Genomic DNA, 11,404 nt, shown 5'->3' with positions numbered 1-11,404 from the left:
CCCGTGCGGGGTGCCGCCCTTCGGCGTATGCGTGCCGGTGCCCGCGTCTACTTGCGCATGACCTCCGGCTCGTGGCGGCGCAGCAGTCGTGCGACCGCGAATCCGCAGATGACGCCGAGCGCCAGCAGCACCGTGAGGTTGATCCCCCACTGACCGGCCGAGTGCTCCCACAGCGGGTCGAGGTCGGTCGGGTTCTTCGGGTCCCACGGCGGCATGAGGTGGGCGAGGTCCAAAGTGGTGCCGGCTGCGGCCAACGCCCAACGGGACGGCATCAGCCAGGCGAACTGCTCCAGGCCGGGCGACCCGTACACCTGGAAGAGCACACCGGTGAAGACGACCTGGATGATCGCGAACATGACCAGCAGCGGCATGGTCTTCTCGGACGTCTTCACCAGCGAGGAGATCACCAGACCGAACATCATCGAGGTGAAGCCGAGGGCGATGATGGAGACGCAAATCTCGACGGCCGGGGGCATGATCAGGCCCTTTTCCGGCAGGTCGCGGGTGGCGAAGCCGATGCCGCAGATGATGACCCCCTGAAGGGCCGTGATCACGCCGAGAACGATCACCTTGGACATCAGATAGGCGGAACGGGACAGACCGGTGGCCCGTTCCCGTTCGTAGATGACCCGTTCCTTGATCAGCTCGCGTACGGAGTTGGCCGCGCCGGAGAAGCACATGCCGACCGCGAGGATCAGCATGATCGTCCCGGCCTTTCCGTTGAACTGGGACGGCGGCGTGGGCGGCGCCAGACCGAAGTCCGCCGGAATGACCACGCTCACCACGCCGAGCACGGCGGGCAGGATCACCATCAGGCCCATGAAGCCCTTGTCGGACGCGATCACCGAGACGTAGCGGCGCATCAAGGTCCACAGCTGCGTCGTCCAGCTCTGCGGCTTCGGCGGGCGTATCTGCTGCGGGTGCGGCATGTGCACGGACTGCACGGCAACGGCGTCGATGTCCGCGGCGTACATCTGGTAGTGCTGCGATCCGCGCCAGCGGCCCGCCCAGTCGTAGTCGCGGTAGTTCTCGAACGCGGAGAAGACGTCGGCCCAGGTGGTGTAGCCGAAGAAGTTGAGCGCTTCCTCCGGAGGACCGAAGTAGGCGACGGAACCGCCCGGCGCCATGACGAGCAGCTTGTCGCAGATCGCCAGCTCGGCAACGGAGTGCGTGACGACGAGGACCGTACGGCCGTCGTCGGCCAGACCGCGCAGCAGCTGCATGACATCGCGGTCCATGCCCGGGTCGAGGCCGGAGGTCGGCTCGTCCAGGAAGATCAGCGACGGCTTGGTGAGCAGCTCCAGGGCCACGGAGACGCGCTTGCGCTGGCCGCCGGAGAGCGAGGTGACCTTCTTGTCCTTGTGGATGTCGAGCTTGAGCTCGGCAAGGACTTCGAGGATCCGGGCCTGACGCTCGGCCTCGGTGGTGTCCGCGGGGAAGCGGAGCTTGGCCGCGTACTTGAGGGCCTTGGTGACCGTGAGTTCCTTGTGCAGGATGTCGTCCTGCGGGACCAGACCGATGCGCTGGCGCAGCTCGGCGAACTGCTTGTACAGGTTCCGGTTGTCGTAGAGGACATCGCCCTGGTTGGCGGGCCGGTAGCCGGTGAGCGCCTTGAGCAGGGTGGACTTGCCGGAGCCGGACGGGCCGATGACCGCGACGAGCGACTTCTCCGGGACGCCGAAGGAGACGTCCTTGAGGATCTGCTTCCCGCCGTCGACCGTCACCGTGAGGTGGCGGGCGGAGAAGGAGACCTCACCGGTGTCGACGAACTCCTCGAGCCGGTCGCCGACCAGGCGGAAGGTCGAGTGACCGACGCCAACGATGTCGTTCGGGCCGATGAGCGCGGAGCCGGACTTGGAGAGCGGCTGCCCGTTGACGTAGGTGCCGTTGTGGGATCCGAGGTCACGGATCTCGAAGCGGCCGTCGGGCGTCGCGTGGAACTCGGCGTGGTGGCGCGAGACCTGGAGGTCGGAGACGACCAGTTCGTTCTCGAGCGCACGACCGATGCGCATGACGCGGCCGAGGGCCAGCTGGTGGAACGTGGTCGGGCTGCGGTCGCCGTACGCCGGCGGTGCCCCCGCGACACCGCCGGGTCCGCCTGCGCCGGGTGTCTGCGCCATGCCCTGCTGGTGCGGGACCTGGGGCTGTTGGGGCTGCGCGGGCTGCTGTTGCGGCTGGACCTGAGAGGCCTTCTGCCGGCCCTGCTGCGGCTGTTGCGGAACGGGTGCCTGTCCGCCGGGCCAGCCGGCGCCACCCTGCTGGGGCTGCTGGACAGGGGCCTGCTGCGCACCGACGCCCTGCCCGCTGTACACATCGGCACCTGCTGCGGCGCCGATGCTCAGCCGCGGTCCGTCAGTGGCATTGCCCAGGTGTACGGCGGAGCCGGGCCCGATTTCCAGCTGCTGGATCCGCCGCCCCTGCACATAGGTGCCGTTGGTGCTGCCGTGGTCCTCGATGAACCAACTGTGGCCCCCCCAGCTGATCGTGGCATGCCGCCACGACACCCTGGCGTCGTCGAGCGTCAGGTCGCCCTGCGGATCGCGCCCAAGGGTGTACGACCTGGACGGATCGAGCGTCCAGGTCCTGCCATTCAATTCCAGTACGAGTTCCGGCACTCCGCGCCCCACTAGTTGTCCCCCGAGTTACCCCCATCACAGGGAGTCTAGGGATGCTGAACATCGTGGGGAACTATTCCAGGAGCAGTCCCCGATACGAAAGTCGGGCGGGGTGAAGACCCTGCCGGGACCTGCGCCGTTGTGCCGTCGAGTCAGCAGGAACGGGCTCGCGGAGTGGCAGGTCCATGAGCGCGTACGAGTGCGTGCCGACCATGAGTGGACATGCCGCCGCGGGGTATCTCGGTCCGTCCGGATCCGCCCCCGGTCGCCGAGCGTGCCCGAGTGCGTGCCGTCCGTCGCCCCGCCTTTGCTCCGGGCGGGGGTACGGGAACGACTCGCTGTCCGGTCCTCGGGACGGGCCTCCGGTGCGATGAGGCGGACCGATACGGTGGGAGCACCATGAGCGCATCTCAGCCACCTCAGTCTTCCCCGTCTCCTGAGCCCCCTGAGTCCCGTCAGGGCACGGACGCACCCACCCTTCTCGTGAAGATCTTCGGGAAGGACCGCCCCGGGATCACTGCCGGGCTCTTCGACACCCTCGCCGCCTACTCGGTCGACGTCGTCGACATCGAGCAGGTCGTGACCCGTGGCCGCATCGTCCTGTGCGCGCTGGTCACCGCCCCGACCGCGGGCGGCACCACCGAGGGCGACCTGCGGGCGACCGTGCACAGCTGGGCCGATTCGCTGAAGCTGCAGGCCGAGATCATCTCCGGTACGGGTGACAACCGCCCACGTGGCTACGGACGTTCCCATGTGACGGTGCTCGGGCACCCGTTGACCGCGGAGTCGACCGCCGCCATAGCGGCCACGATCACCTCGACCGGCGGGAACATCGACCGGATCTTCCGGCTCGCGAAGTACCCGGTCACGGCAGTCGAGTTCGCGGTGTCCGGCACCGGGACCGAGGAGCTACGGACGGCGCTGGCGACGGAGTCCGCCGGGATCGGTGTCGATGTGGCGGTCGTGTCGGCCGGGCTGAGCCGCCGGGCGCAGCGGCTGGTCGTCATGGACGTCGACTCGACGCTCATCCAGGACGAGGTCATCGAGCTCTTCGCCGCCCATGCCGGCTGCGAGGACAAGGTCGCCGAGGTGACCGAGCAGGCGATGCGCGGCGAGCTCGACTTCGAGCAGTCGCTGCACGCACGGGTGGCGCTGCTGGCGGGGCTCGATGTGTCGGTGGTGGACAAAGTGCGCGCCGAGGTACGGCTGACGCCGGGCGCCCGCACCCTGATCCGTACGCTGAAGCGGCTCGGTTACCAAGTGGGTGTGGTTTCGGGCGGGTTCACGCAGGTGACCGACGATCTGAAGGAGCGGCTCGGGCTCGACTTCGCCTCTGCCAACACCTTGGAAGTGGTCGACGGAAAGCTCACTGGACGGGTCGTCGGCGACATCGTCGACCGGGCCGGCAAAGCCCGGCTGCTGCGCAGTTTCGCCGCACAGGCCGGTGTGCCGCTGGCGCAGACCGTCGCGATCGGTGACGGTGCGAACGACCTCGACATGCTGAACACCGCCGGGCTCGGGGTGGCCTTCAACGCCAAGCCGGTGGTCCGCAAGGCCGCACACACCGCGGTGAACGTACCGTTCCTCGACACCGTGCTGTATCTGCTCGGTATCACCCGCGAGGAAGTCGAGGCCGCCGACGGTCTCGTCGACTGACGCGTACCCGCGTACGGGCAGGGCCCTGGTGGCTTTTGCACCGGGGCCCTGCCCGTACGACAGCGGGATCAGTCGTTGGGCGTCCAGTACTCGATCAGCTTGCCCACTCCGTGCTCCACGCCCTTCCAGGAGCCGGAGAACTCGACGACGGCGAAGGCGGCGGTCGGGAAGCCGCCGCGGTTCATCCGGGCCAGAGCGTCACCCTCGGCCGATTCCGAGAGGGCGTCGGCGACGGCGTGCATACCGGGGTTGTGGCCGATCACCAGAAGGTCGTGCACATCGTCGGGGGTCTCGTTGATCAGGGCGATCAGTTGGCCGGGAGACGCCTCGTACAGTCGCTCCTCGTACACGGTCCTGGGACGGTGCGGCATCTCGTGCACCGCCAGCTTCCATGTCTCGCGCGTCCTGACGGCGGTCGAGCAGAGGGCCAGGTCGAGGACGATCCCGGAGTCGACGAGTTTGCGGCCTGCGACGGGGGCATCCTTGCGGCCGCGCTCCGCGAGCGGCCGCTCATGGTCGGAATCCTGCGACCATTCCGCCTTTGCATGCCTGAGAAGGACGATCCTGCGAGGTGTATCGACGCTCATACACCTCAGCTTCGCACGAAATGTGCCGCCCGGCGCAGGGTGTTGAAGGGCTCCTGCGGTGCACGTGAGCGCCGTCAGCGGGTCATCAGGGCCACGATTCGCTCAAGCAACCGGCCGACCGCTGGGTCGGTCGTCGCCGCGTGTGCCTCGCCGGATCCCGCGATCAACAGCAGGAGCGCGGCGAAGGTGATCGCGGGCAGCGCGACGGCCCACCACGGCAGCCGGACCTCGATGCTGCCCGTGGCCGGGTGGGTGGGCCGGGTGTGCGTACGGGCCGACATGTCCGCCTCCGTGGTCATCGGTTCTGATACCCAGAATCTACGGATGCGGGGGTGCCGGTCCCATCCGGTGACCCACCCACTTGACCCTGACCCTGGCCCCCTAGGGGATGGTGGTGCCAGCCCCACCACCGGGCGTCGGGGACCGCGCGGCTCAGGGCGATGCGATCGAGGCGATCACCGCGATGACCACGGTGACCAGCAGCATCACCCCGAGCACGAGGAGGAGCTTCTTCTGACCGTTCTGGGGATTCGGGTCGAGCACAGGAGACATGGGCTCAGTCTCGCATCTCAGCATTCGTCCTCGATCGTCCGGTCCCGCCCGGCCAGGATTCCGGCCACCATCTGCGGCACCATGAGGCCCGCCATCAGTGCGATCGGCAGCCCCCAGCCACCGCTGTGCTGGTGGAGCACGCCGACGAGCAGCGGGCCGGGGATCGAGATCAGATAGCCGGTGGACTGTGCGAACGCGGACAGCCGGACCACTCCGGCGCCGCTGCGGGACCGCATGCCAATCATGGTCAGGGCGAGAGGGAAGGCGCAGTTCGAGATGCCGAGGAGCAGCGCCCAGGCCCAGGCCCCGCCGGCCGGTGCGAGGTAGAGGCCCGCGTATCCGATGAGGCCGCAGCTGCCGAGGAGGACGACTATCGGGCCCTGAGTCCTCATCCGGGTGGCAACCCTAGGGATGACGAAGGCGAGCGGCACGCCCATCGCCATGGTCACGGCGAGCAGAACGCCCGCCGTACCGGCCGAGACCCCCGCGTCGCGGAAGATCTGCGGCATCCATCCCATGGTGATGTACGCGGCGGTGGACTGGAGGCCGAAGAAGCAGGCGAGACTCCACGCGGTACGGCTGCGGGTGATCCTGAGAGTCGGGGAGTCCTGATGGTGCGCGGCGGGCTGCCCGGAGGTGCCGCGCCGGTCCCGTACCAGCGGGATCCAGGGCAGGATCGCGGCGGCGGCGAGCACGGCCCAGATGCCGAGGCCCGCCTTCCAGCTGCCGCCCAGCGCATTGGCCATGGGCACGGTCACGGCGGCGGCGAGCGAGGTGCCGAGGGCCAGGGCCATCGAGTAGAGCCCGGTCATGGAGCCGACGCGGTCCGGGAACCAGCGCTTGACGATCACCGGCATCAGGACGTTGCTGACGGCGATGCCCATGAGGGCGAGGGCGCTGGCGGCGAGGAAGCCGGCCGTGCCGCCGACGAGGGGCCGGATCGCCAGACCGGCCGTGATGGCGATCATGCCGGCGCAGACGACCGCGCCCGGGCCGAAGCGGCGGGCGAGGCGGGGCGCCATGATGCCGAAGACCGCGAAGCAGAGCGGCGGTACGGAGGTGAGGACACCGGCGACGCTGCCGCTCATGTGCAGCCCGTCCTGTACCTCTTTGAGGAGGGCGCCGAGGCTGGTGATGGCGGGGCGGAGGTTGAGTGCGGCGAGGACGAGCCCGATGGTGACCAGCCGGAGCAGCCATGGGGAAGGCCCGGCGGCGGCCTGCGCCGCCTGCGGGGCCTGTGAGGCTTGCGTGGCCGGGGTTTTCGTGGCCGGGGTTTTCGTGAAGGCGTCCGCCGTGGTGGCGGGGCTCAGGGTCCGGGTCTGGGACTGGGTCTCGTCGTCGTGCATGAGGCTCATCATAGAATCATGGGATGATTGATTGTCCAATCTTTCGAGAGCCCCTCTGAGACCATTCGCTGCAAACAGAGCAACCCTCATCCCCCTGCAACCGAGCAAGGAGCACCATGGCACTGACGTCTCCGCGGCGTTCGGCACTCGCCGACCAGGTGATCGCCCAGCTGAGGAATCAGATCACCTCGGGCGAGTGGCCCGTGGGTTCACGGATTCCCACCGAGCCCGAGCTGGTGGAGCAGCTGGGGGTGGCCCGTAACACCGTCCGCGAGGCCGTGCGCGCGCTCGCGCACAACGGCCTGCTCGACATCCGCCAGGGCTCGGGCACCTATGTCGTCGCCACCAGCGAACTGGCCGGGGTGATGCACCACCGCTTCGCCACCGCCGATCCGCGCCATGTCGCCGAGCTGCGCTCCACCCTGGAATCGTCGGCGGCGCGGCTGGCCGCTGCCCGGCGCACCGAGCGGGATCTGAAGCAGCTGGACGCACTCATGGCGCGCCGGGAGGAGACCTGGGCCGCAGGTGACGCCGAGGCGTTCGTCGCGGCGGACGCGACGCTGCACCTGGCCGTGGTCGCGGCCTCGCACAATGACGTACTGACCGGTCTCTACGCCGACCTGGGCGATCTGCTGCGCGACTATCTCAGGGTCGATGTCGGCCATGAACTGCGACCGGAGAATCACATGGACCACGGCCGGCTGGTCGAGGCGATCCGGGCAGGGGACGCGGAGACGGCGGCGGCCGAGGCCGCGAGTCATGCGCTGAGCTGTCTGGTGGACCGGGGCTAGGCCGGACGGCGCTGGAGCGTGTCCTGCACCCGGTGGGTGATCCAGACGGAGCCGACTTCCTTCCAGCAGCGGTCGTCGAGCCGCACGGTCCGGCCCGGTCCCACGTCGACCGGGGTGGCGTCCGCGTCTATGTCCCACCAGCGGCGGCATTCGGTGTGCAGCTGCACGCGGTCGGTGGAGGGGTACGGGTTGTGGCAGTAGGCGACGACCCGGGAGCCCCGGACCGACGTACGGCATTCGGATCCGGCGGGGTCGGGGCTCGGAGCGACGGGCGCGGACGCCCCGGCTCCTGCCCGCCCCGCCATGGATATGCCTACAGGGGCGAGAAGTGCGGCAACGGCTGCGGAGGCCGCCAGCAGCGCCCAGGTTCGGCAATGTGTGGAGCGCACAGCGACCTCCTCCCCGCAGCCTGACCAAAAGTCCGGTTCATCCACCACAGTCTGCGGTGGATCGACCATCTTTTCGACTTGAGCGGGTCAGGGCCGGGCGCAGACGCACGACGGCCGCGTACCGCCTGTTCAGAGGCGGTACGCGGCCGTGTCACAGCCTGTCGTACGGGATCAGGCGCCCATCATGTGCACGCCACCGTCGACGTGGATGATCTCGCCCGTGGTCTTCGGGAAGAAGTCCGAGAGCAGGGCGACGACACCGCGGCCGGCCGGCTCCGGGTCGGCCATGCTCCAGGACAGCGGGGAACGGGCGTTCCACACGTCCGCGAGCTCGGAGAAGCCCGGGATGGACTTCGCGGCCATGGAGCCGATCGGCCCGGCGGAGATCAGGTTGCAGCGGATGTCGTCCTTGCCCAGGTCGCGGGCGAGGTAGCGGGAGGTGGCCTCCAGCGCGGCCTTGGCCGGGCCCATCCAGTCGTACTGCGGCCAGGCGTACTGCGCGTCGAAGGTGAGACCGACGATGGAGCCGCCCTCGCTCATCAGCGGCTTGCAGGCCATGGCGAGCGACTTCAGCGAGAACGCCGAGACGTGCATCGCGGTGGAGACGGACTCGAACGGAGTGTTCAGGAAGTTGCCGCCGAGCGCGTCCTGGGGCGCGAAGCCGATGGAGTGCACGACGCCGTCGAGCGAACCGAGCTCGTCACGGACCAGCCCGGCGAGGCGGTCCAGGTGCTCGGTGTTGGTCACATCCAGCTCGATGACCTTGGCCGGCTTCGGCAGCTTCTTGGCGATGCGCTCCGTCAGCGTGGGCCGGGGGAAGGCGGTCAGGATGACTTCGGCACCCTGCTCCTGGGCCACCTTCGCGGTGTGGAAGGCGATGGACGACTCCATCAGCACACCGGTGATGAGGATGCGCTTGCCGTCGAGAATTCCGCTCATGGTGATCAGTGACCCATGCCCAATCCGCCGTCAACGGGAATGACGGCTCCAGTGATGTACGACGCGTCGTCGGAGGCGAGGAAGCGCACTGCGGTGGCGATCTCCTCGGGCTGCGCGTAGCGGCCGAGCGGCACCTGGGACACGATGTCCTTGCGCTGCTCCTCGGTGAGCACCTGGGTCATGTCGGTGTCGACGAAGCCGGGTGCGACGACGTTGAAAGTGATGTTCCGCGAGCCGAGTTCACGGGCCAGCGACCGGGCGAAGCCGACCAGGCCCGCCTTGGACGCGGCGTAGTTCGCCTGCCCGGACGAGCCGAGGAGCCCGACGACGGAGGAGATGAGGACGACGCGGCCCTTCTTGGCGCGCAGCATGCCGCGGTTGGCACGCTTGACGACCCGGAAGGTGCCGGTGAGGTTGGTGTCGAGTACGGACGTGAAGTCCTCCTCGGACATCCGCATCAGCAACTGGTCCTTGGTGATACCGGCGTTGGCGACCAGTACCTCTACGGAACCATGCTTGTCCTCGATCTCCTTGTAGGCCTGCTCCACCTGTTCGGTGTCGGTGATGTCGCACCGGACGGCCAGGACCCCCGCTTCGGTGAGGACCTGGGGCGGCTCGCCCGAGCGGTACGTGATCGCGACCTTGTCGCCGTTTTCGGCGAAAGTGCGGGCGATGGCGAGGCCGATGCCCCGGTTTCCTCCGGTGACGAGAACCGAGCGGCTCAACGGATCACCCTTTCGATAGCAGTCTGGTACCTCGAAAACCTATCGGTACCGTGCGCGGATCGAGGAATCGGCCCCTGACAGTGGCGCTCGCGAGGCGCTGTGGGATTCCTACAGTTATGACCGCCTCGGCCTCATTGCGTCATCCCGGGCGCGTGCGCGGAACGAGATCAACGGTTGCCCTTTTCACGGGGCGGCCAGGAGAAGCTCCAGCGGGTCGGGGGCGTCTGCGGGGAGGTCGTATCGCGGGAAGGTATCGAGGTCCGAGATCGTCGTGGCCTTGGGCCACCGGGTCCACATACTGGGAGACCACCCAGAACCGGACAGCAGTACGGTATGACGTCGCCATGCCGGTTGATCTGAACCGCCTACCCGTTCTCCACACGGGCGAAGATGGCACACGGGTTGCATCGGAACTCTCGGACGCAGATGGTGCTCATCGGGTTCTCTTCCTACGGCAGCGACCGCGCGAGTGTTTCCGCGAGCTGGTCGATGCGGGCTCTCAGTTCCGCATGCGGCAGGCTCAGGTCCAGGATGTGCCGGTGCAGCCTGATCTCCCGGTCCGGCACCGGTACACGCACGACGCCCGGCCGGCCGCCGGCGTATACGAGGTGGCCGTCGTCGAGTCCGAGCCGTACGCAGTACGGCGAGCCGGCTTGCTTTCCTTGGGTCCGCAGGGGGGTGCTTCGGCGTTCAGCCGACGAGGGCGAGGGGGGTGGTCGGCTGTACGGCACCGTTCGCGACGACCAGGAGCAGATCACCGACGGTCGCGTCGTCGCCCAGGCCCAGTTCCGATACGGGGCGCGCCCCTGGGACGTCTCGGGCAGCGACGGACATGAGGTGCAGTTCGTTCTTCTCACCCTGGAAGGCGAGCACCACCCCGGTCTCGCCTGCGCGGATCCGCTCGGCCACAGCGCTCAACCGGTCCGGTAGCACGGCGCAGACCACGGTCAGTCGCTGGCGTTCGGCCCGGGGGAAGGCGGAAATCATGTCGAGCAGCCCGGGTGCGGAGAGGGTGCCTTCAAGTAGCTGAGCCACGCCGGCACGGTCCTGCGAGCGTTCATCCTCCTGGCTGTGCACGAAGCGTACGATCGGCAGGCCCTCGGCCAGTGTCTGCTGCCAGCGGGGCAGCATGAAGTCGATGTACAGCGCGTCTTCCCGGGTCGCGCCCCCATCCCCGGCCTGTTCGCCGATGCGCGCCAGCCAGGCGTTGACCTCGGCCCAGCGCCAGATCAGTGAGCGCCCGGCCGTGCCCTCCGGGTCGGGGAACGCTCCAGCGTCCGCGCGTCGCTCGCCGCTCACCCATTGCAGAACGTTCTGCCTGCTGCGGCCCGTTCGCTCCGCGATGTCGGACACCCCGACCAGATCCGGGTCCAGCCGCAGCAGCCTCAGCTGCGGAAGCGCCTTCCGGAGTCGGACCACCAGGCGATGAGCAGCGTCGATGGCGCCGTCACCGGACTCGGCCAGATCGAGCAGGTGTTTATCCCTGTGGCGGGTGAGCAGCCCGTCGAACTCGTCGAAGATGACGCCGACTGCCGGGTCGTCGTCCACGCCGACGCCGTCCACGACAAAGAGAAACTCGTACTCCATCTCGACCTCATCCCCCTTCGAGCGTGCGCTCACAAGTCTCCGCGCCAGGGTGCGCCACCCCTGCAAGGGCAGACTTACCCAGCCCCCATGCGTTGTCAAACGACAACACCCCCACTGGGGGCACGGCGCGGGTCACCCTCGGGACGGTCGGAGTCCTCGCCCTCTTCCTCCAGGAGGGGGCGGTAACGCACCTCGACCGGGTACGTACGTCCGCTGA

General features: G+C 68.4%; 12 protein-coding genes. 2 read left to right on the top strand and 10 right to left on the bottom strand.

All coding sequences use genetic code 11. From position 1 onward, the window contains the following. Positions 1–47: 47 nt before the first annotated feature. A complete protein-coding gene (locus ABTZ94_RS32355) occupies positions 48–2,627 on the bottom strand; it encodes an ABC transporter ATP-binding protein/permease (RefSeq protein ID WP_351206170.1) in 2,580 nt (859 codons plus the stop codon). Positions 2,628–3,014: 387 nt separating this feature from the next. Between ABTZ94_RS32355 and serB the strand changes: the two genes are divergently transcribed. Then, positions 3,015–4,271, top strand: a complete 1,257-nt coding sequence (serB, locus tag ABTZ94_RS32350) for a phosphoserine phosphatase SerB (protein ID WP_351206168.1) — start codon at positions 3,015–3,017, stop codon at positions 4,269–4,271. A 68-nt stretch (positions 4,272–4,339) separates the two neighbouring features. On the opposite strand, the gene ABTZ94_RS32345 is transcribed toward serB, so the two are convergent. From ABTZ94_RS32345 to ABTZ94_RS32330, 4 genes are all read right to left on the bottom strand, one after another. After that, positions 4,340–4,858: a SixA phosphatase family protein gene (locus ABTZ94_RS32345; protein ID WP_351206166.1), complete on the bottom strand. Its 519-nt coding sequence runs from the start codon at positions 4,856–4,858 to the stop codon at positions 4,340–4,342. 74 nt (positions 4,859–4,932) lie between these two features. Then, the gene (locus ABTZ94_RS32340) at positions 4,933–5,139 is read right to left on the bottom strand and encodes a hypothetical protein (protein WP_351206174.1); all 207 of its coding nucleotides are present in this window, start codon (positions 5,137–5,139) and stop codon (positions 4,933–4,935) included. 151 nt (positions 5,140–5,290) lie between these two features. After that, positions 5,291–5,401, bottom strand: coding sequence for an SGM_5486 family transporter-associated protein (locus tag ABTZ94_RS32335; protein ID WP_351206172.1), 111 nt, complete (start codon positions 5,399–5,401; stop codon positions 5,291–5,293). A gap of 26 nt (positions 5,402–5,427) precedes the next feature. Next, positions 5,428–6,756, bottom strand: a complete 1,329-nt coding sequence (locus ABTZ94_RS32330) for a CynX/NimT family MFS transporter (RefSeq protein ID WP_351206164.1) — start codon at positions 6,754–6,756, stop codon at positions 5,428–5,430. Positions 6,757–6,872: 116 nt separating this feature from the next. Here ABTZ94_RS32330 and ABTZ94_RS32325 point away from each other — a divergent pair, with 116 nt between their 5' ends. Then, positions 6,873–7,547 (top strand): FadR/GntR family transcriptional regulator, encoded by a 675-nt coding sequence (locus ABTZ94_RS32325; RefSeq protein WP_351206162.1) that lies wholly within the window; start codon positions 6,873–6,875, stop codon positions 7,545–7,547. Here the strand turns inward: ABTZ94_RS32325 and ABTZ94_RS32320 are convergent. The 5 genes from ABTZ94_RS32320 to ABTZ94_RS32300 all read right to left on the bottom strand — a co-directional run bounded on the left by ABTZ94_RS32320 (position 7,544) and on the right by ABTZ94_RS32300 (position 11,187). Beyond that, positions 7,544–7,936, bottom strand: a complete 393-nt coding sequence (locus tag ABTZ94_RS32320) for a hypothetical protein (RefSeq protein WP_351206160.1) — start codon at positions 7,934–7,936, stop codon at positions 7,544–7,546. The two genes, ABTZ94_RS32325 and ABTZ94_RS32320, sit on opposite strands and share 4 nt — an antisense overlap. A gap of 171 nt (positions 7,937–8,107) precedes the next feature. After that, positions 8,108–8,875 (bottom strand): enoyl-ACP reductase FabI, encoded by a 768-nt coding sequence (fabI, locus tag ABTZ94_RS32315; protein ID WP_351206158.1) that lies wholly within the window; start codon positions 8,873–8,875, stop codon positions 8,108–8,110. A 5-nt stretch (positions 8,876–8,880) separates the two neighbouring features. Beyond that, complete coding sequence (fabG, locus tag ABTZ94_RS32310) at positions 8,881–9,600, bottom strand: 3-oxoacyl-[acyl-carrier-protein] reductase (RefSeq protein ID WP_351206156.1); 720 nt, start codon at positions 9,598–9,600, stop codon at positions 8,881–8,883. Positions 9,601–10,049: 449 nt separating this feature from the next. Then, positions 10,050–10,178 carry a hypothetical protein gene (locus tag ABTZ94_RS32305; protein ID WP_351206154.1) on the bottom strand — a complete coding sequence of 43 codons (129 nt, stop codon included), beginning with the start codon at positions 10,176–10,178 and terminating at the stop codon, positions 10,050–10,052. A 112-nt stretch (positions 10,179–10,290) separates the two neighbouring features. Then, positions 10,291–11,187, bottom strand: coding sequence for a helix-turn-helix transcriptional regulator (locus tag ABTZ94_RS32300; protein ID WP_351206152.1), 897 nt, complete (start codon positions 11,185–11,187; stop codon positions 10,291–10,293). Between the last annotated feature and the right edge of the window lie 217 nt (positions 11,188–11,404).

Origin of the sequence: Streptomyces sp. NPDC002785, assembly GCF_040295565.1 — a bacterium.
Classification (GTDB): Bacteria; Actinomycetota; Actinomycetes; order Streptomycetales; family Streptomycetaceae; genus Streptomyces.
The sequence above is the reverse complement of the archived record's forward strand: the minus strand, read 5'-3'. Positions and strand labels throughout refer to the sequence as shown.